The sequence below is a fragment of the Arthrobacter sp. 05T423 genome (genome assembly GCF_056396245.1).
The window spans coordinates 14,202-33,720 of the sequence record NZ_JBFTLC010000016.1 but is presented as its reverse complement, the minus strand read 5'-3'; the positions used below and the strand labels follow the sequence as shown (position 1 = coordinate 33,720).

Annotated in this window: 20 protein-coding genes; 11 read left to right on the top strand and 9 right to left on the bottom strand. The window is 67.4% G+C overall.

What is annotated here, in order from left to right; genetic code table 11:
- Window positions 1-26: 26 nt before the first annotated feature.
- From AC1DFE_RS13170 to AC1DFE_RS13160, 3 genes are all read left to right on the top strand, one after another.
- A complete protein-coding gene (locus AC1DFE_RS13170; RefSeq protein ID WP_476906321.1) occupies window positions 27-1,457 on the top strand; it encodes a purine-cytosine permease family protein in 1,431 nt (476 codons plus the stop codon).
- Window positions 1,454-2,011, top strand: a complete 558-nt coding sequence (locus AC1DFE_RS13165; protein WP_476906320.1) for a cysteine hydrolase family protein — start codon at window positions 1,454-1,456, stop codon at window positions 2,009-2,011. Before AC1DFE_RS13170 ends, AC1DFE_RS13165 begins: the two co-directional genes overlap by 4 nt.
- 220 nt (window positions 2,012-2,231) lie before the next feature.
- Complete coding sequence (locus tag AC1DFE_RS13160) at window positions 2,232-3,722, top strand: NAD-dependent succinate-semialdehyde dehydrogenase (protein WP_476906319.1); 1,491 nt, start codon at window positions 2,232-2,234, stop codon at window positions 3,720-3,722.
- Between the two features lie 93 nt (window positions 3,723-3,815).
- On the opposite strand, the gene AC1DFE_RS13155 is transcribed toward AC1DFE_RS13160, so the two are convergent.
- On the bottom strand, window positions 3,816-4,523 hold the full coding sequence (locus AC1DFE_RS13155; protein ID WP_476906318.1) for an SCO1664 family protein: 708 nt from the start codon (window positions 4,521-4,523) through the stop codon (window positions 3,816-3,818).
- A gap of 1 nt (window position 4,524) precedes the next feature.
- Window positions 4,525-5,190 carry an MSMEG_4193 family putative phosphomutase gene (locus AC1DFE_RS13150; protein WP_476906317.1) on the bottom strand — a complete coding sequence of 222 codons (666 nt, stop codon included), beginning with the start codon at window positions 5,188-5,190 and terminating at the stop codon, window positions 4,525-4,527.
- 118 nt (window positions 5,191-5,308) lie between these two features.
- Between AC1DFE_RS13150 and AC1DFE_RS13145 the strand changes: the two genes are divergently transcribed.
- The gene (locus tag AC1DFE_RS13145; RefSeq protein WP_476906316.1) at window positions 5,309-6,697 is read left to right on the top strand and encodes a sigma 54-interacting transcriptional regulator; all 1,389 of its coding nucleotides are present in this window, start codon (window positions 5,309-5,311) and stop codon (window positions 6,695-6,697) included.
- Window positions 6,698-6,727: 30 nt separating this feature from the next.
- Window positions 6,728-8,734, top strand: coding sequence for a vWA domain-containing protein (locus AC1DFE_RS13140; protein ID WP_476906315.1), 2,007 nt, complete (start codon window positions 6,728-6,730; stop codon window positions 8,732-8,734).
- A 17-nt stretch (window positions 8,735-8,751) separates the two neighbouring features.
- Here AC1DFE_RS13140 and AC1DFE_RS13135 read toward each other — a convergent pair whose 3' ends face one another.
- Window positions 8,752-9,081 carry a hypothetical protein gene (locus tag AC1DFE_RS13135; RefSeq protein WP_476906314.1) on the bottom strand — a complete coding sequence of 110 codons (330 nt, stop codon included), beginning with the start codon at window positions 9,079-9,081 and terminating at the stop codon, window positions 8,752-8,754.
- A 229-nt stretch (window positions 9,082-9,310) separates the two neighbouring features.
- On the opposite strand from AC1DFE_RS13135, the gene AC1DFE_RS13130 reads away from it, so the two are divergent.
- Together AC1DFE_RS13130 and AC1DFE_RS13125 are read left to right on the top strand one after the other, a co-directional pair.
- Window positions 9,311-10,228 (top strand): aminoglycoside phosphotransferase family protein, encoded by a 918-nt coding sequence (locus AC1DFE_RS13130; RefSeq protein WP_476906313.1) that lies wholly within the window; start codon window positions 9,311-9,313, stop codon window positions 10,226-10,228.
- Between the two features lie 44 nt (window positions 10,229-10,272).
- On the top strand, window positions 10,273-10,530 hold the full coding sequence (locus tag AC1DFE_RS13125; RefSeq protein WP_476906312.1) for a hypothetical protein: 258 nt from the start codon (window positions 10,273-10,275) through the stop codon (window positions 10,528-10,530).
- Window positions 10,531-10,592: 62 nt separating this feature from the next.
- On the opposite strand, the gene AC1DFE_RS13120 is transcribed toward AC1DFE_RS13125, so the two are convergent.
- Window positions 10,593-11,345, bottom strand: coding sequence for a hypothetical protein (locus AC1DFE_RS13120; RefSeq protein ID WP_476906311.1), 753 nt, complete (start codon window positions 11,343-11,345; stop codon window positions 10,593-10,595).
- Window positions 11,346-11,542: 197 nt separating this feature from the next.
- On the opposite strand from AC1DFE_RS13120, the gene AC1DFE_RS13115 reads away from it, so the two are divergent.
- Window positions 11,543-11,947 carry a VOC family protein gene (locus tag AC1DFE_RS13115; RefSeq protein WP_476906310.1) on the top strand — a complete coding sequence of 135 codons (405 nt, stop codon included), beginning with the start codon at window positions 11,543-11,545 and terminating at the stop codon, window positions 11,945-11,947.
- 18 nt (window positions 11,948-11,965) lie between these two features.
- Here AC1DFE_RS13115 and AC1DFE_RS13110 read toward each other — a convergent pair whose 3' ends face one another.
- From AC1DFE_RS13110 to AC1DFE_RS13095, 4 genes are all read right to left on the bottom strand, one after another.
- Window positions 11,966-12,622 (bottom strand): helicase associated domain-containing protein, encoded by a 657-nt coding sequence (locus tag AC1DFE_RS13110; protein ID WP_476906309.1) that lies wholly within the window; start codon window positions 12,620-12,622, stop codon window positions 11,966-11,968.
- 29 nt (window positions 12,623-12,651) lie between these two features.
- Window positions 12,652-13,068: an SRPBCC family protein gene (locus tag AC1DFE_RS13105; RefSeq protein ID WP_476906308.1), complete on the bottom strand. Its 417-nt coding sequence runs from the start codon at window positions 13,066-13,068 to the stop codon at window positions 12,652-12,654.
- Between the two features lie 140 nt (window positions 13,069-13,208).
- Complete coding sequence (locus AC1DFE_RS13100; protein ID WP_476906307.1) at window positions 13,209-14,147, bottom strand: alpha/beta fold hydrolase; 939 nt, start codon at window positions 14,145-14,147, stop codon at window positions 13,209-13,211.
- Window positions 14,148-14,380: 233 nt separating this feature from the next.
- Window positions 14,381-15,580: an MFS transporter gene (locus AC1DFE_RS13095; RefSeq protein ID WP_476906306.1), complete on the bottom strand. Its 1,200-nt coding sequence runs from the start codon at window positions 15,578-15,580 to the stop codon at window positions 14,381-14,383.
- A 117-nt stretch (window positions 15,581-15,697) separates the two neighbouring features.
- Between AC1DFE_RS13095 and AC1DFE_RS13090 the strand changes: the two genes are divergently transcribed.
- Complete coding sequence (locus AC1DFE_RS13090; RefSeq protein WP_476906305.1) at window positions 15,698-16,600, top strand: helix-turn-helix transcriptional regulator; 903 nt, start codon at window positions 15,698-15,700, stop codon at window positions 16,598-16,600.
- Window positions 16,601-16,640: 40 nt separating this feature from the next.
- Here the strand turns inward: AC1DFE_RS13090 and AC1DFE_RS13085 are convergent, their stop codons facing one another.
- The gene (locus tag AC1DFE_RS13085) at window positions 16,641-17,285 is read right to left on the bottom strand and encodes a VOC family protein (protein ID WP_476906304.1); all 645 of its coding nucleotides are present in this window, start codon (window positions 17,283-17,285) and stop codon (window positions 16,641-16,643) included.
- A gap of 229 nt (window positions 17,286-17,514) precedes the next feature.
- Here AC1DFE_RS13085 and AC1DFE_RS13080 point away from each other — a divergent pair, with 229 nt between their 5' ends.
- Together AC1DFE_RS13080 and AC1DFE_RS13075 are read left to right on the top strand one after the other, a co-directional pair.
- Window positions 17,515-18,330, top strand: coding sequence for a Vgb family protein (locus AC1DFE_RS13080; protein WP_476906303.1), 816 nt, complete (start codon window positions 17,515-17,517; stop codon window positions 18,328-18,330).
- A gap of 171 nt (window positions 18,331-18,501) precedes the next feature.
- Window positions 18,502-19,515: a LacI family DNA-binding transcriptional regulator gene (locus AC1DFE_RS13075; RefSeq protein ID WP_476906302.1), complete on the top strand. Its 1,014-nt coding sequence runs from the start codon at window positions 18,502-18,504 to the stop codon at window positions 19,513-19,515.
- Window positions 19,516-19,519 lie beyond the last annotated feature (4 nt).

The window sequence follows — 19,519 nt, the reverse complement described above, 5'->3', positions numbered from 1 at the left end:
GGTGCGCATCCCACATTAGGACAAAAATGAGCCCAGACACCATGAGCGCCGCCGAAAGCAGCGTCGCCGAAGACCGCGGTTACCGCGACAGCCTCACCAAAATCGAGCCGTACGGCATCGAGCACATCCCCGACGTCGAACGCCACGGGAAGCCCCGTTCCCAGTTCTTCCTCTGGTTCGCCGCGGGAATGAACTTCCCCATCGTCGTCCTCGGCTTCAGCGCCACCTACTTCGGCCTCCCCTTCTGGGCCGCAGTCCTGGCCATCGTCCTCGCCGGCGTGACCTCCTCGGCGGGAATGGGATACCTGTCGGCCATGGGAGTCCGGCTGGGCGTTCCCCAGCAGATGCAGGGCCGGGGGCCGCTCGGATTCATCGGCAACCTGTTCCCGGTGGCCTACGTGAACGTGTTTGCCGGCATCGGGTGGGCCGCCGTGACCGTCATCCTCGGCGGCCAGGCCATCGCGCTGCTGACAGATATTCCGTTCTGGGTCTCCTCCCTGATCCTCATGGGCATCCAGCTCGGGGTGGCCGTCGTCGGATACAACCTGATCCACTTCCTGCAGCGCATCCTGTCGTTCGTCCTGGTTGTCGGCTTCGTCTTCATCACCATCGTGGCAGCTGCCAACGGCAAAGTCGTTAACGACTTCAATCCAGCGGCGAAGGGCTTTGACGGAATCGGCGGATGGATCATCTTCTTCGGCTGGTTCTTCTCCTTCATCGTCGCCTGGATGCCGTTCGCGTCCGACTACTCCCGCTACCTGCCCAACACCCCCGGCAACCGGCGCGGCGCAGGCTGGGCCACCATGTCCGGGAACTTCGTCACCCTCGTCTGGATGGGCATCCTGGGCACCCTCCTCGGATCGACCACCACTGCGTCTGACAGCATCGGCGCACTCAAGGAGCTCATGGGCCCCTGGGCCGCCGTCGGCCTCGGCGTCGTCGCACTGTCCTCCTTCACACAGAACTTCCTGAACGTCTACGGCGGCGCCATCTCCATCCAGACCATGGGCGTCCCCGTCAAGCGCCACACTGCAGTCGTCTTCATCTGCGTAGCTTCCTACTTCGTGGCTCTGTGGGGCCAGACCGGGTTCAACAGCGGCTTCACCGCCTTCCTCAACCTGACCGCCTACTGCATCGCCCCGTACGTCGCTGTCCTCGTTTGCGACTACCTGTTCGGAGGCAGGCGCACCGAACGTGGCCTGCGCGAGCTTTTCGACAAAGGCAGGAAGTTCGAATGGGGCTTCGTGGCCTGGGCCGCCGGCGTGGCACTCTCCTCCCCGTTCTGGATGTCCTCGATCTACACTGGCCCCATCGCCGCGGCCTTCCCGCAGATCGGTGACCTCTCCTACTACGTGGGTGCCGCCGTCGCAGCCGGTGTGTACTTCGCCACCCACCGGCGCCAGCGCCTCTCCGGACGGGAAATGCTCGACCGCAGCCCGGCGTCCCAGACCCTGTGAAACAGGGCGGTTCCCGGCTGGACGGGGCCATGCTCGTGGTGATCGACATGCAGCGGGCGTTCCGGGACGAAGGCCAGTGGCAGGTGCCCCGGTACCAGGAGATCGTGCCGGTTATTACCCGGCTGCAGCAGGCGCTCGGTTCCGGTCCCGTCTTCACCCGGTTCATCCGGGACGAAGCCGAGACCGGGGCCTGGGCCGCCTACTACCGGCGCTGGAACGAGATGCGGTTCCCGTCCGGCTCCGGGGCATGGGACATCACCATCGATGTCCCGGGCGAGGCAACCGTGCTCGACGCCCCGACATTCTCCAAATGGGGACCGGAGCTCGCCGCCTTTGTCCCGGAAGGTGGGGAGATGGTCCTCACCGGAGTCGCCACGGACTGCTGTGTCCTGTCCACGGCTCTGGGCGCCGTCGACGCCGGGCGCTTCGTCACCGTCGTTTCCGATGCCTGCGCCGCGGTCAGCGACGAAGCCCAGCGGCAGACCCTGGCCCTCCTGGAACTGCTCTCGCCGATGTGCGAAGTGGTCACCAGTGCGGAACTCCTCGCACGATGAGCACCGCGACACTGCAACGGCCGGGTGCAGACGGACACGGCGCTACCGTCGGCCCGGCCCCCGTGGTGGCTGTAGTGGTTGAGTGGCGGGGGCGGATCGTACTCTTCGGGGCTGACCCTCCAGGGAAACTGGCCGGATACAGCCAGGAAGGCAGGGGTGAAAACGTCTGCCGCGGATCCTGGGAAACCGAACATGAGCTACGCATAGTAAGGAGCCAGATGTGGCTGCAGGAAAGACTGTGACCGCCGAACGCGAGGCCGGACTGCTGGCGTCAGTGCCCACCGGGCTGCTGATCAACGGCGAATGGCGGGACGCGTCCGGCGGGGGCACGTTCGACGTCGAGGACCCCGCAACCGGGAAGGTCCTGGCGACGCTGGCCTCGGCCACCAGCGAAGACGCGCTCGCCGCGCTCGACGCAGCGGACGCTGTCCAGGCGTCCTGGGCACGGAGAGCACCGCGGGAAAGGGCCGAGATCCTGCGCCGTGCCTTCGAGCTGGTGACCGAGCGGGCGGAGGACTTCGCCCTGCTCATGACCCTCGAGATGGGCAAGCCGCTGGCCGAGGCGCGCGGCGAGGTGGCCTACGCTGCCGAGTTCCTGCGCTGGTTCTCCGAAGAGGCGGTGCGGGATTACGGCCGCTATCTGACCACGCCCGAGGGCAAGAACAAGATCCTGGTGCAGCACAAGCCAGTGGGGCCGTGCCTGCTGATCACGCCGTGGAACTTTCCGCTCGCGATGGCCACCCGCAAGGTTGCGCCTGCCGTCGCCGCCGGATGCACCATGGTGCTCAAGCCCGCAAAGCTCACGCCGCTGACTTCGCAGCTCTTCGCGCAGGTGATGATGGAGGCGGGACTGCCGGCCGGGGTGCTGAACGTCGTCTCGTCATCGTCGGCTTCTTCCATCTCCGGGCCCCTGCTGAAGGATGCCCGGCTGCGGAAAGTCTCCTTCACCGGTTCGACGCCGGTGGGCAAGCAGCTGATCGCCGAGGCGTCCCAGAACGTGCTGCGCACGTCCATGGAACTCGGTGGTAACGCGCCGTTCATCGTGTTCGAGGACGCCGACCTGGACAAAGCAGTGCAGGGAGCGATGGCCGCGAAGATGCGCAACATGGGAGAGGCGTGCACCGCCGCCAACCGGTTTCTTGTGCACGAGTCGGTGGCGCAGGAGTTCACAGGCAAGTTCGCCGAGGCGATGAAAGCTCTCCGCCCCGGCCGCGGCACCGAGGCTGGCGCGACGGTGGGCCCGCTGATCGACGGCGGTGCGCGCAAGGATGTGCATGCCCTGGTGGAGGACGCCGTCACTGCCGGTGCAACGGTGATCACCGGCGGCGGCCCCGTGGATGGACCCGGCTACTTCTACCAACCCACAGTGTTGGCTGGTGTATCAAACGACGCCGAGATCCTGCGCACCGAGATCTTCGGGCCGGTCGCCCCGGTCACGACGTTCAGCACCGAGGAACAGGCCATTGCCATGGCCAACTCCACCGAGTACGGGCTTGCCGCCTACCTCTACAGCCGCGACTTCAACCGCCTCCTGCGCGTGGCCGAACAGATCGAATTCGGCATGGTCGGCTTCAACGCCGGCGTCATATCAAACGCCGCAGCACCGTTCGGCGGGGTGAAGCAGTCCGGCCTCGGCCGCGAGGGCGGCTCCGAAGGCATCGCCGAGTACGCCACCACGCAGTACATCGGCATCGCGGACCCCTACGCGTAGATCTCTACTGCAGAGCGCGAACGGACACGCGTGGCCCCAATGCCCGGCGCCGCAGGTGTCCGTTCGCGCTTCATTGGTCTGCGGACAGCCCGCCTACACCAGCGGCCATGGATACCGCATGCCCGTGTGGTCAACCGGGAGCACCGGTTCGTGCAGCAACCTCCGCACACGGCGCTGCAGGGCGGTGACCTCCGAGCCGTCGAGGAGCTCGCATACTTCGGAGGGTACGGACTCCGCAAGCGGAGCGATGTCCTCGAGCAGCGCGTCGGGGATGGGGTCACCCGCGAAATCCCAGATCACGGTGCGCAGTTTGAAGATTGCCGAGAAACACAGCCCGTGGTCGATGCCCCATATCCGGCCGTCGTCGCCGCGGAGCACGTGACCACTTTTGCGGTCCGTGTTGTTGGCGACGTAATCGAACAGGGCGATGCGCGCCAGGTCGCTGTGCGTCTCCGGGACATCGGCGTACAGCGTGAAGTAATGCTCACCGAAGTCGCAGTCGATGAACCGCTGAAGTGAACCGATCCCCAACGGTGCCTCCTCGCGGATCACCGTCGCTGGCACGATTCCCCAGCCGAGGGACTCGCTGAGCAGATACGCCGCGCGTTCCCGCCGGTACAGTCCGGGCTCGAAATCGGACAGCGGCCGCTCTCCAGCCTCCGGCTTGTACACCGCAAAGGCGGAGTCGTTCCCGCCAGAGACCTCAACCAGGAACGTCTCGTTGCTGCTGCGCGGGATGCGTCCGAGCAGCTCGACCTGCCCCTCAGCCAGGAGCGTCAGTTCGCGTCCACACTCAGCCATGTCACGCCCTCAGCCCGCTCAGCGGTTCCGACGTCGAATTCACCATGAGCACGGCGGGCGCATGACCGTCGGAATACGCGATCGCAGACACGGACCCCGGGCTGATGACAATCCGCTGGAAGAGGTCAAGGTGCGTGCCCAGGGCATGGGCGACGGCGGCCTTGATCGGGTCGGCGTGCGAAAAGCAGACGACGACGCCCCCGGCGTGCGCTGTGCCCAGCACCTCGAGCGCCCCGACGATCCGCGCCTGCATCTGTGTGAAGCTCTCGCCGTTGGGGAAGCGGAAGGCCGACGGATTGTGTTGCACGGTCTGCCATTCCGGCAGCCCGGCCAGTTCGGAGAGGGCCGCGCCGGTCCACTCGCCGAAGTCACATTCGATCAGGCCCGCTTCCTCGCGCACCTCGAGTCCCGTACTGGCTGCCGCAGGCTCTGCGGTCTCGCGGGTGCGCTCCAGCGGCGAGGAGTAGACGGCGTCCACCGGCAGTCCCGCGAGCCGTTCGGCGACGCGCTCGGCCTGGGCCCGGCCCCGGTCGGACAGGTGCAGTCCCGGTGCCCGCCCCGGCAGCACCATGCCCGTGGTGGGCGTCTCCCCGTGGCGCACCAGAAGGAGAAGGGTGCTCTTCGGTTTCGACGGCGGTGATGGTGCCGACGGCGTCTCTGCAGTCACAGCAATAAGCGTAGCGGCACGGGCCCCGCCCGAGCTTGCGAAGGAAGGGGGAGCCGCGGAGCGGGAATCATGGCGAAATTGCTCGATTCCCGGCACAGTCGAGGACTACGGTAGAGGGGTGAGTGATCGTCCCGATATCTTCACCGTTGGCGAACTGCGTGCATCCGGCCACGTCCACAAGGACCTGCGCCACGAAATCCGCGACAACCTGATCGCCGCGCTCGCGGCGGGCCGCGATCCGTGGCCGGGGCTGTTCGGGTTCGGCCGGACCGTCCTGCCGCAGCTCGAGCGTGCCCTGATCGCCGGGCACGATGTGGTCCTGCTCGGCGAACGCGGGCAGGGCAAGACCAGGCTGCTCCGCACCCTGGCCGGGCTGCTGGACGAGTGGTCGCCGATCATCGAGGAATCCGAACTCAACGAGCACCCGTACGAACCGATCACCGAGCATTCCCGCGCCCGCGCCCTCACCGAGGGGGACCGGATGCGGGTGGCCTGGCGCCACCGCTCGGAACGGTACGTCGAAAAGCTCGCGACGCCGGACACCTCCGTCGCCGACCTCATCGGCGACGTCGACCCGATGCGCGTCGCCGAGGGCCGCCGCCTCGGGGACCCGGAGACCATCCACTATGGCCTGGTTCCGCGCTCCAACCGCGGCATCATCGCCATCAACGAGCTGCCGGACCTCGCCGAGCGGATCCAGGTGTCGATGCTCAACGTGATGGAGGAGCGCGACATCCAGATTCGCGGCTACGTGCTGCGGCTGCCGCTGGACGTGCTCGTGGTCGCGTCCGCCAACCCGGAGGACTACACCAACCGCGGCCGGATCATCACGCCACTCAAGGACCGCTTCGGCGCCGAGATCCGCACCCACTACCCGATCGAGCTCGATGATGAGGTCTCCGTCATCCGCCAGGAGGGGAAGCTGGTGGCCGACGTCCCGCCCGTCATCCTCGAGATCCTGGCCCGCTACACCCGGGCGCTGCGGCAGTCGCCGGCCATCAACCAGACCTCCGGAGTTTCGGCGCGGTTCGCCATCGCGGGCGCCGAAACTGTCGCCGCCGCAGCCCTGCGGCGGGCCAGCGTGCGCGGGGAGGACCAGGCGGTGGCGCGGATCATCGACCTCGAGACCGCAGTGGAGGTCCTCACGGGAAAGATTGAGTTTGAGTCGGGCGAGGAAGGCCGTGAACAGGGGGTCCTCGACCACCTGTTGCGCACAGCCACCGCCGAAGCCGTCCGGGCGCACTTCCAGGGCATCGACATGGGCCCGCTCGTGGCCGCGCTCGACGGCCACACCACCGTGACCACCGGGGACCAGGTCACTGCCCGGGAGTTCCTTGAGAACCTTCCGTCCCTCAACGGGTCAAGCCTCTACGACAAAATCAGTGAGCGCCTTGGCGCGACAAACGACGGACAGCGCGCCGCCGCCGTCGAACTTGCGCTGGAGGGCCTCTACCTCGCCCGGCGGATCTCCAAGGAGGCCGACGACGAGGAAACGGTCTACGGCTAAGTACAGTTTCTGCTTGGTACAGGAGGCATCATGACCCTTCACAACCGGTCCAGGTACGGCCGGTATGCCGGCGGTCCGGATCCGCTCGCCCCGCCGGTGGACCTGGCAGAGGCACTGGAGGCGATCGCCGAGGACGTCATGGAAGGCTACTCGCCCCGGCACGCGCTGCAGGAGTTCCTGCGGCGCGGCGGCCAGAACCGCGAAGGGCTCGACAACCTGGCCCGGCGCGTCCAGCAGCGGCGGAGTGAACTGCTGGGCCGCCACCGGCTGGACGGCACCCTCAACGAGGTCAAGAAGCTGCTGGACACCGCGGTCCTGGAGGAGCGCAAGCAGCTGGCCCGAGACGCCATGATGGACAACAGCGACCGCGCCTTCCGGGAGATGCAGCTGCAGAACCTGCCCCAGTCCACGGCGGCGGCGGTCAACGAGCTCGCGTCCTACGACTGGCAGTCGAGCAGCGCCAGGGAGGCCTACGAAAAGATCAAGGACCTGCTGGGCCGGGAAGTCCTTGACCAGCGCTTTGCCGGCATGAAGCAGGCCCTCGAAAACGCCACCGATGCGGACCGGGAAGCGGTGAGCGAGATGCTGCGCGACCTCAACGAACTGCTCGGCAAGCACCGGCGCGGCGAGGACACCGACGCGGATTTCCGGGAGTTCATGGCCAAGCACGGTGATTTCTTTCCGGAGAATCCGCAGTCGGTCGAGGAGTTGGTGGATGCCCTCGCCAAGCGTGCCGCCGCGGCCCAGCGGATGCTGCAATCCATGTCCCCCGAGCAGCGCGAAGAGCTGATGCGGCTGTCCGCCCAGGCGTTCGGCTCGGCCGAACTTATGGCCCAGCTCAACCAGCTCGACGACAGCCTGCGCGCCCTGCGGCCCGGCGAGGACTGGAGCGGCTCCGAACGCTTCGAAGGCCAGGAAGGACTTGGGCTGGGTGACGGCACCGGTGTGCTGCAGGACATCGCCGAGCTCGACGAGCTGTCCGAACAGCTCTCCCAGCACTACAACGGATCCACCCTCGACGACCTGGACCTGGACGCCCTGGCACGCCAGCTCGGGCAGAAGGCCGCCGTGACGGCCCGCACGCTCGCGGAGATCGAACGGGCGATGCAGGACGGCGGCTACCTGCGGCGCGGGGCCGACGGCGACCTCCGGCTGTCCCCGCAGGCCATGCGGCGGCTCGGGAAATCCCTGCTGAGGGACACAGCCAAGCAGTTGTCCGGCCGGCAGGGCGGCCGGGACACGCGCGTCGCCGGGGCTGCCGGTGAGCAGACCGGCTCCAGCCGCCAGTGGGAGTTCGGCGACGCCGAGCCGTGGGACGTCACCCGCACCATGACCAACGCGATCCGGCGCACCATGGCCGACGGCGGTGATCCGGCCCGCGGACTGCACCTCGCCGTGGGCGACATTGAGGTATCGGAGACGGAGGCGCGCACCCAGGCCGCCGTCGTCCTGCTCGCCGACGTGTCCTTCTCCATGGCCGCCGAGGGGCGGTGGGTGCCGATGAAACGCACGGCGCTCGCCCTTCACCACCTCGTCTCCACCCGCTTCCGCGGTGACCGGCTGCAGCTGATCACGTTCGGCCGCTATGCGCAGTCCATGGACATCGGCGAGCTTACGGCCCTGCCGGCGCTGCGCGAACAGGGCACCAACCTGCATCACGGGCTGCTGCTGGCCGGCCGTTTCTTCCGCCAGCACCCGTCGATGCAGCCAGTCCTGCTCGTGGTGACCGACGGCGAGCCCACCGCCCATTTGCTGGGCGACGGCGAGTCATGGTTCAGCTGGCCGCCGGATTCGGAGACCATCCGCGTGACGGTCGCCGAGCTGGACCGGCTTGGGCGCGCAGGCACGCAGGCCACGTTCTTCCGGCTCGGTGATGACCCCGGCCTGGAACGCTTCGTCCGGCGGCTGGCCCGCCGGATTGACGGCCGGGTGGTGGCACCCGACACCGGCGATCTCGGCGCTGCCGTTGTGGGGGAGTACCTCCGGGCCCATTTCCGCGGCGGCGCATACGACGACGACTGGGCCGCCGGGATTTAGCGCCGCATGGATTTAGCTCAGGCGGCCGCCAGCACGGTCGGGACGGCCGGCAGTGCCGCGAGCTTCGGCGCCACGATGCTGAACCGGTAGTCGCGCTGGAGCGGATCGACCTGGACCGGCAGGTGATGGGACCGGGCGCAGCCGCGAAGCTCTTCCATGGCCAGGGGTTCCACCTCGGCGAGGGTCATATCCAGTTCCAGTGCCAGCCCCGGGACCAGCGAGTCGGCGCGCTTCATGACGTCGTACAGGCCCTGAATGCTCTGGACAGTCACATGTCCCTGTGTCTTGACCTGGGCCTTGGCGCCGTCGAGGTCAACGCTGACCAGCACCCGCAGCTTGTCATTCACTAAGTTCTCTCCCCAATTTAGAAAGGGCCACCACGCTGTGGCCCCCGACAACAATAGATGAATGTGACGTGGCTAACAAGTCGGGTGCAGGCGGCGACTGGCATGAACGCCAACACCGCCATTCCGGCCTGCGAAGGCGGCCGCGGACACCAGGCTTCAACGCAGCTGCGCGGGCCTTCTGATTAAGTGGACCATGAGTCCTAAGGGTAGGAGAGGCGGGTCTCTGGCTATGGCAGGAATGCCGCCGGCTACGGTGGAGGTGAGTGCCGCCGTCGTCCATGCCCTCATCCGCGACCAGCGGCCCGACCTTGCCGGCCACTCCCTGGTACGGGTAGCCAACGGCTGGGACAATGCCACCTTCCGGCTCGGTGATGACCTGGCGGTACGGCTGCCCCGCCGGGACGAGGCCGTGCCGCTGATCCTGCACGAGCAGCGGTACCTTCCCGAAATCGCGCGCCGGTCCCCGGTTCCCGTTCCTGTGCCCGTCCATGCCGGCCTGCCGACGTCGGACTTTCCCTGGCCGTGGAGCATCGTCCGGTGGGTTCATGGCACCCCTGCGGTCGACGCCGGACCGGCGGACCGGCGGCTGGCCGTTGACGGCCTGGCCGCCTTTCTTCTGTCCCTTCACGTGCCCGCCGACGCGGGGGTTCCGGTGAATCCTGTCCGCGGGGTGCCACTGATGGACCGCGATGCGGCAGTGGTGGAACGGCTCGGAGACCGGGAGCGCTACCCGCAGGCGGCGGAGCTGAGGTCGGTGTGGGCGGAGGCCTGTGCGGCTGACGCATGGGCTGGTCCGGCGATGATGCTCCACGGGGACCTTCACCCGGCCAACATTCTGCTGGCGGCCGACGACTCGCTGGCCGGCGTGATTGATTTCGGCGATGTCGGGGCGGGGGATCCCGCCGTCGATCTTGCGGTGGGGTGGTTGATGTTCGACGCCGTTGCCCGCCGGCGCTTCGTCGGCGCCGTTGGCTCCTTCATGGACCGGGGCACCTGGACGCGCGCCCGTGGCTGGGCCCTCGTCCTGTCCACCGCCATGCTCAGCAACTCCGACGACAATCCCCGGATGTTCGCGGTGGGGGAGTTCGGACTTCGGCAGGTCCTGGCGGGCTGGGCAGCGTTGACCGGCCGCCGCATAACAAGTTGATAAGTGTGCTGACTATTTCTCACGAAGCCCAATAAACTTGTTTCATGGAACCGCTGGTGTCGATCATGTTGGTGTTCGCGGTGGCGCTGCTTTGGCTCGCTGTTCCGGTGGTGTTGCTCTCGAGGATCAATCGGGATGAGCGGCGGACCTTGAGGCGGCAGAGGAAGGCGCTGCGCATGAAGGAGCGTGAGGGCCACAGGAGCCACGTCCCGAAGCGGGCTGTTCTGGCCCGGAAGCGGGGGCTCAAGGTTGCACGGCGCCGCTCGGAGTCTAAGCCGCCGGCGCGCCCGTCCTCCGGCTGAGCCTGTGATGGTTGCGGGCTCGAAGCCGGGATGACGGGCATGGATGAATGGAAGTCCGCAGCTCACTGCCCCGGGTAAACGGGAACGGCGCCGACCACCAGTGTCCCTTGTTGGGCGGCTGTGTGGATGTCGAGGTTTGTGCCGCTGATGTCCAGGTTGTCGCCGCTGATGACGAGGACGAAGCCGGTGCGGGCTGCCTGAAGCCAGTGCCCGTCGTCGGGATTGCCAGGGTCGAGCTGTTCGCTGTAGAGGGTTTCTCCGCTGATGGTGAGCAGGATGAGGCCTTCGGGCGTGACGGTGAACCCGCAGTCCTCCGCCGGCGGCCCGGCCTGTTCCAGCATGTCGTCGTAGTCCGGGCTCAGGGCCAGTTGGAAGCCGTGTGAGAGCAGGAGAGTTACCAGGGCTGAGGTCAGCTCCCCGCCGTTTTCCCGGAAACTGACGACGGGGACGAGGGTGTACGCCAGGGCCGGGACCGTTCTGGTCCCGCCGGAACCAGACGCGTGGGTGAGGACAATCCGGGCGGCCACGGGCGTGAGCGCCTCTGGCTGCCACGGGGTGTGCTGAACGGTCAGGTCCGGTTCGCTGCACAGGCGGTGGCAGACGCCGTCGGTGAAAGTGAGGTATTCGGTTCCGTCCGGGGCCGTGCTTTGCGTGACGTTCACCAGCAGGGACACCGGTTCGCCCGGCGTCAGCCGTCCGCGGCAGACGGCGCAGGTCTTGGCGGTGTCAGCTGCGGTGAGTACGTAGCGCGTGGTGTCCCGGCCCTTGAAGGATTCCAAGCGTGCGTCCCAGGCGACATTGCGTGTCACGGGCATGTCGATGATTCTAGCCGTCTGCCCGACCGCACTTGACCGGTACGCGCACCGCTATTTAGGGCGTCTAGGGAAAGAGGCACCAGGGAAAGAACGGACGACGGCGGAACCTCCCGCCGTCGTCCGTTCCGTCACGGATCCGGAGGTGCAGATTCTGAAATACGCGTGTCCACCGGCCAGGCGGCGGTAGGGTGGGGCGCATGGAGATGCGCCTTGAAGTTGTGCAAGTACCGGTCGCCGACGTGGACCGGTCGAAGTCGTTCTACGTGGAAAAGCTGGGCTTTGTCCTGGACCACGACGTGGAGCACATCCCCGGAATGAGGGTGGTGCAGCTGACGCCACCCGGTTCTGCTGCCTCGATCGTCATCGGCACGGGAATGACCAGCATGGCGCCGGGGAGCCTGGAAGGGCTCCAGCTCGTCGTGCCGGACATTGGCGCCGTCCGCGCCGAGCTGCAGGACCGCGGGGCCGGCATCAGCGACGTCCAGGACATGGGCGGGGTGCAGTTCGCATTCCTCAGCGACCCGGACGGCAACCGCTGGGTCATCCAGGGCGCGACGCCACCGGACATCAAAGACGCGCACCTGGACCCTGCGGCTACGTAGCAGCATCCCCCGTCTGCTCTAGGGCACGTTCTGCATTGGGCGCGGTTTTGCAGCTGCCTTGCGGCCGGTGAGCCATCCCGGCAGGGTTGCATCCAGAGTGTCTGAGCGTGCGGAGGAGAGGTCGCCGTGGCTGGACTTGTACCGTTGGGTGCGCAGCCACCCGCCGAGTTCCTTTTCCAGCCCGGTCACGCCCGGTGTGGTGCGGGGCCAGGGGTGTCCTGCGGCCCGGTATGCTGCCAGCTGCCGCAGGCGGTCCTGCCATTGCTGGTCCTCCCGGGCCTCGCGTGGTTTGCGCCGCCAGCCGGGCAGGACGGACAGGCCTTCGCCGATGACCGGGTTCAGGACGCCGGCGTCCGCGTCGCGCCGGCGCCTCCGCAGCCACTGGGCGAGGTCCCGTTCCGCCTCGTCCTCGGCGTTGCGGGAAGGATAGCGTCCCGTAGCCTCCACCATGGCGAGCAGCTGATACAGCCGTTTGATGCCGGGAACGTGACTTGGGGCATCCGCTGCCGCTGCCCGGTGCTCGGTTTTCAGGCCTGGATCTGCGGCCTTGGCTGCCGCGAGGTGAGCGGTGACTTCGGAGCCCTGCACGCGGGCCAGGTCGGCAATTTTCTTCCGGGACAGGCCCTTGCGGTACATCAGGGTCCATTCCGGATGCGCGTCGCCAGAGTTCCTCAAGGGCCCAACCCCTTCCTCTTCCGGCACGGTCACGACGTCCGGTCGAGCAGTTCGGCGCGGTGCCGGGCGGCGTCCACGAAATCGTCCAGGTCCTGCTGCGTGGGCGGGGAGGACCAGCGCCGGAGCGGACCGGATGCTTCGACGGTTACCTTCAGGAGGGTCCGCCCTGAGTCGGGGACGAGGGTAAATGACCTGACCACCCGGAGCAGCCGCAGGGGCAACGCCGAGGTCCAGGTCATGACCTCGCCAGAATCCTGCCGGATCCGCGCCCGGACCGGGCGGCGCCGGCGCGATGTGGTCAGGCGCACTGTTTCACCGTCACGCAGGTCCCCGTCGATCTCCGTGACACCCGAGTTCCAGACCGGCATGTTGCCCGAGTCCGTGAGGACGTCCCAAACGGTGGATAACCGCGCGTTGATCAGCGACTCGGATGCATGGAGAACCATTGGCCAAGGATAGCCACCGGGTCCCTGAGTCCGGCCGGGATACCCGTACGTTTCATCCAACGTTCATCTTCACCAAGCAGGCCCAGGCAGCAGGCCAGGCATCGACTTACACAACCTCTCACCGCTTTGGTAAACGGACCCTACTGAGATTTAAAGTCGGCGAGCAGCCGTTGCACATGCCCCGGCTGCTCGATGTTGGCAAAGTGGCCGCAGCGCGGGATCGTCGCCAGCCGGACGTGCGGGATGACACCGGCCAGCCGGCTGAGGTCAGACGGCGGCGTGAACACGTCACTGGCGCCGCGCGTCGCCAGCACCGGACAGCGGATTCCGCGCCACTGGCCAAAGTCGTAGTGTGCGGTAGCCCGGACAGCCGCGCCGAAGCTGGCGGGCCGGGCGTCATCTGCAAGATCGCGGACCACGCGGCCGGGGACGGCTAAGCGGCGGGCGAAGAACGGTGCCATCAGCAGTCCCATCACCGGCGTGGTGCCGACTGCCCGGATAAGCGCCGACCCTGATGATCCGAGGGCCGCCATGGCGCGCATGGCCAGCAGCATACCGATAAACGCCGGGAATCCGGACAGGCCGCGCAGCGGACGCCGGGCCGCCTCGGACACGGCGAACGTGGTGGCCGATATCGCCGCAACGCTGACAACCCGCCCAGGGCACCTCGCGGCCAGGTGCAATGCCAGGAAGCCTCCCATCGAATGGCCCACCAGGTTCCAGCGGCGGTAGCCCAGCGAGTCCAGTATTTCGACGACGGCGCGCCCCATCGTTTCGACGCTGAAGTGTTCGAGCCGGGCACCCGCCGTGGATTCACCCCAGCCGGGCAGGTCAATGAGCACGCGGTCAACGTCCGGCACCGCGGACAACAGCGGCCGGAACGTGGTCCAGCACCCCGCGGCACCGTGCAGGTAGACGTCCGCCGCCGGGGTCGCCGGGTGCCCGTTTCCGTGGTCGCTTCCGCTTCCTGTGCCCTGCTGCACACGCACGGTGACGGGACCCAGCTCCGTCGAAACAACGCGCCGCCGCAGCGCGGGCATTACGGTGCTGGCGGTGGCCTGCTGACTACTGATGCTCATCTGCTGCTCCTGGGGCTCTGACAAGTATTCGGACCAGGGGAAGGACCGGATGGGAACCCCTATCCACCCGTAACCACGCCGCCCCCACCTTCTTCAGCCGGGACGCCGCGCCTGACGAATTCTGGGAGGGCACCAACCCCGGCCTGCTCCGCTTCCTGGATTCGTAGGTAAGAACGGACGACGCCGGGACCTCCCGCCGTCGTCCGTTCCATCTGTTGAAATCTTTGTTCCGGTCAGGCCACAGCGGCGAGACGAGTGCGGGTGACGGACCAGACGGCCAGTGCCACGAGAGTGAGGGAGAGGGCGGCGATCATGACGGCGGTCCAGCCGCCTGCGCTCCACAGCGGCCCGGACATGGCGGATCCGGCCGCGCCGCCGATGAAATTGCTGACCACCAGGGCGGTGTTGAGTCTGCTGCGCGCCGGCCCAGGGAGGGTCAGGAGCCGGGTCTGGCTCAGGACCAGGTTCGCCTGTGCTGCGACGTCCAACAGGATCACGATGACAATCAGGCCGATGATGGAGCCGCCGGCGAGCCATGCACCGGCCAGGCTAAGGATGAGCAGGGCGAGTGCGGCGCCCGTGGCAGGAACGGACCAGCCGCGGTCGTGGATGGCGCCGGCTTTCCGGGCGGCCAGGGCGCCGACCAGTCCGGCCAGCCCGACGAGCCCGATCTGCCCCACCGAGTATGAGAACGGCGGCGCGGCGAGCAGGAACGTCAGCGAGGTCCAGAACAGGGAGAACACCGTGAAGCCGAGCGCGCTGATCAGAAGCGTCGGCGGGACAGCGCGGTATTGCGCCACCGAGGTGAACACGGAGGCGAGCAGCCGCGGGTAGCGGATGGACACCCAGGGCGCCAGACGCGGGATGAGAGCATAAAGAACGAACGCGAGGGCCACGGCGAGGGCGGCGGCGATGACGTAAATCGCCCGCCAGCCGAGCGCCGCTGCTACAAGGCCGCTCACGGTGCGGGAGAGCAGCACCCCGATCAAGGCGCCTGAGGCGATCGTTCCGACAACCCGGCCGCGCTGCTCCGGCTCCGCAAGCTCGCTCGCCAAAGGCGAGAGGAGCTGCGCCGACACAGTGGTCAGTCCCACTCCGCCCAGGGCAGCGAGGAGGAGTGCGAATCCCGGCGCCGCGGCAGCTCCGAGAAGCATGAGCGCTGACACCCCGAGCACTGCCGGAATGAGCCGGCGCCGGTTCAGGACGTCACCGAGGGGAACCACGAGGAAGATGCCGAGCGCATAACCGATCTGGGTGACGGTGACCAACGCGGCCGCGCTCGCGGGGGACACGCCGAGCGAACCGGCGATCTCCTCGATCAGTGGCTGTGCCCAATAGAGATTTCCGACGGCGAGCCCGCCGGCGACGGCGAAAGCGATGGTCCGGGTCCGGTTCATACCGGCGACAGGAGTGATGACAGGAGTAGTAGACACGCTTCCATTTCAACCCCCGGCAGGGGGTCCGTGGCAGTGCGGCTTTGTCATCGGTCCGGCGTGCCTAGGCACAGCAAACCCTCCCACCGGTCACCCGCCACGAGTAGCGTGGCTGTCATGGATTATCAGGCGGAACTCCAGGGATTCCTCACGTCGCGCCGCCACCGGATCACCCCGGAGCAGGCCGGCCTGCCCCGTTACACCGGGATCCGCCGCGTACCGGGGCTGCGCCGCGAGGAAGTCGCCCAGCTCGCAGCAATCAGCACGGATTATTACACCCGCCTTGAGCGCGGGAAAATCACAGGGGTCTCGGACGAGGTGCTCGAGGCGATTGCACGCGCCCTCCAGCTCGGTGAGGTCGAACGCGACCACCTCATGTCCCTGGCGCGTGCCATCCGCCCGTCGCCGGCGGCACGGCAGCCCAGAAAGGTTAAACCGCGCGTTCGGCCCCAGCTGCAACGGGTGCTCGACACCTTCCCGGTACCGGCCTACATCCAGAACAGCCGTCTCGATCTCGTCGCCGCGAACTCGATCGGCTGGTCCCTGTTTCCCCACGCCCAGGAGGCAGGTCCCGGCCAGTTCAACCATCTGCGCTTCCAGTTCCTCGACCCCAGGTCCCGCGACTTTTACCGGGACTGGAATACGGGGACAAACAACTCGGTGGCCCTGCTGCGCGCGGCTGTGGCCCATGACCCAAACGATGAGGAGAGTATGAAGCTGGTGGGCGAGCTCTCCATGAAGAGCGACCGGTTCCGCACGCTGTGGGCAGCTCATGACGTGCTTCGCTTCCGGCACGGGGCGAAGAAGTATCACCACCCGATCGTCGGGGACCTCGATTTCGATTTCGAATCCTTCGAGGTCAGTGGCGAACCGGAGCTCCTCATGGTCGTCTACGTGGTCGAGCCCCACTCACCGACCGCCGAAGCGATGCAACTCCTCGCCAACTGGACAGGCACAGGTCAGGACAACGCGATTGAACGCTCCGGCAGTGATGCCGGGGCAGATTCACGGCCGCGCTGACCTAACGCGACTGACATACGGAATGGCGGTCCAGGGCCGGTTAGTCGCGTCCTTGCCACGTGCAAATGTCAACCACATTCCCCTCGGGGTCGATGAGCGACACCCATGCGGGCGCGTAGCGATCGCCCAGGACGCGACCGCCGGCGGCCAGGATCGCGTCGATGCGCGCCTGCGCCTGGTCATGCGGAACCGAGACGTCCATGTGGATCCGGTTGCGCGGCGGAACGAACTCCTTGTCCTGGAACCACGCGGGCGGGCCGATGAGGTTGGGTTCGATCAGGTCCTCGTCCCCGACCGCGACGTAGCCCAGCGCCGCGCGCCAGAACTCCATGACGGCGGGCCGGTCCGCGGCGTCGAACGCGAGCTGCACGTGCTGCACCGCCGAAGGATCCGGTTTCAGGCCCAGCCGGGCGGCAACGCCGGAGATGCTGCGGGCAAGCTCGAGGTCCCGGTCGCTCAGCCCCACGCCGGGCGTGATGACCTGGACGGTGACGGTGTCCGGCCGGAGATCCACCAGCGGGGCGTGGCCGTGGACTTCGGCGGCCTCCGCGATCGCGGCCACAAACTTCGCGCCGGTGGCGAAGTCACCGGTTTCGTAGAGGGTTTTGGCGCCCCAGAACAGCACGCGCCACTCCGCGACGCCGTCGGCGGATGAGAACTCTGCATCGGAAATCGCTGTTGCCATGCCCCCACTATTCGGACTCCGGGGGCAGCGGTCAATGCACCTGCCCCGTTGACTAGTAGGCTTCTTGCCGTTGGCTTCACGCCGCGCGTAGTTGGGAAATCTGTCGGGGGAAAAATTTCATGAAGTACCGCTGGGCCGCGTTCGCTGCCGTGGTTGGAGCATTCCTGTGCCTCTGCGCTGCACCCGCAGGGGCAGCGGCTGATGAGGCATCCACATCTACGGCACACCGGTGCGGGTGGCCATTGCTCCGGACGGCACGGCTTATCTCGGCAATTACGGCCAGGGCGGCGGCGTCTTCGTGGTTCCCTCCGCTGCCATCAGGGCGTCCCGCACCATCAGCACGGGCGGACACATCACCACCGGGCTCGCGCTCGGCCCGGACGGCACGCTGTACGTGGCGACGGCGGACGGGGACCAGAGTGCTGTCCGCGTAGTTCCGGCCGGAGGTGCAGGCATGGCACGGAGCATTCCGGTGCCCCCCGGGCTCCACCCGCTCGCCGTCGGACCGGACGGAACGGTCTACGTCGCCAACTCCAGGGGAACCACCGTCTCCGTTATTGCGCCGAACGGGACAGCGGTGGACCGGACTGTCAACGTCGGAGCAGGGCCGGCCGGAATAGCGGTAACGACGGACGGAACCGCATTCGTGACCAACCAGACCGCAGGCACGCTCTCCGTAATCCCGGCCGGGGCGGATGCAGTCTCGAACACCATCGAGCTGGTCTCGGACACCGGAACGTCGGAGGAGCCGCATCGGATCGCTGCCGCACCTGATGGAACCGTCTACGTGGCCAACATCAAGTCGGATGAGATCGCCGTCATCAAACCCGGCGCCGGCACCGTGGCCGAGCGGACCTATGTGGAGGGCGGGCCGCAGGACGTGGCCGTCGCACCGGACGGCTCGCTGTATGTGACGAGCCTGCTGACCCAAAAGCTGTCCGTCATCCCTCCGCACGCCACGGAGGTGGCGGGCTCCATGACCACCGACGGCGGCAGAGCCGGCTGCCACCCCAGCCAGGGAAGCGGCGGTACAACCAGCCGCTAGCTCCTGGAATGCCCTGCCCGCCGTGGCTGGCGGGGTGGCGGCACTCGCAATCGCCGTCGCCGTTTGGATTCTGGTGAACGGCCGCCGCCGGAAGGCCGGTCTGGCTGCCGGCGCCAGCCAGGCAGGTAGCGGGCTGTAACATCGTTCACATCCGTCTTTGAAAGGGGAGCAGTGCGCGCAACGGTCAAGGACGTCGCGCGCCGTGCCGGGGTTTCGCCCAAGACTGTCTCGAATGTGATGAACGGCGTAGTGCCGGTCAGCGGAGCCACCCGGCTCAAGGTGGAGCAGGCCATCCTCGAACTCGACTACGTTCCCAACCTCTCCGCCCGTGGCCTGCGCAACGGCAGGTCCGGCGTCATTGCCCTGGCGCTGCCGGACCTGGCCACGCCGTACTCGGCCGAGATTGCGCACCACGTGGTGGAAGTTGCCCATGAACAGGGATGGAGCGTCCAGATCGAGGAGACCGGGTCCGATCCCCGGCGCGAATACGAACTGATGTCCCGGGCGCGGTCCAACCTCATCGACGGCCTGATCCTCAACCCCGTGGTGCTGGACGAGAGCGCGGTCAAGGTGGGCGTCTCCCTGCCGCCGGTGGTCCTGCTGGGGGAGGTGTCCCAGCAGTTGGCCGACCGGGTGTGGGTGGACAGCGTTGCCGCCGCCCGCGACATGACCCTCGCGCTGGCGCGAACGGGCCGCCGCATCGCCGTGCTCGGAACCGCGGAGGGCCGGCACTCGGCAGCGGCGGTTCTGCGCACCCGCGGCTACCAGGCCGCGCTTGATGAACTCGGCATCGACCGGGATGACTCGCTGCTGATCCCCTGCGAGAAGTGGACCCCCGAGACGGCTGCGGGTGCGCTCGCTTCCTACCTGGATTCGCACCCGCTCCCGGACGCGCTGTTCTGCTTCACCGACTCCATGGCAATCGGCGCGCTCAGCGTGCTGTGGAGGCGGGGGATCAGGGTTCCGGGCGACGTGGCCGTGGCCGGCTTCGACGACATCGCCGACGGACAGTATGCCGTGCCGTCCCTGACCACGGTGTCCTTCGACAAGCGCCTGGTGGCCAGCGAGGCCCTGCGCCTGCTCACCGAGCGGATGGCCGACCGCAACGGCGAGCAGCGGGTCGTCACGGTCGACTACAGCATTGTGGAGCGGGACAGCACCGCCCTTAAGGTTGACGGCGGCTAAGCGA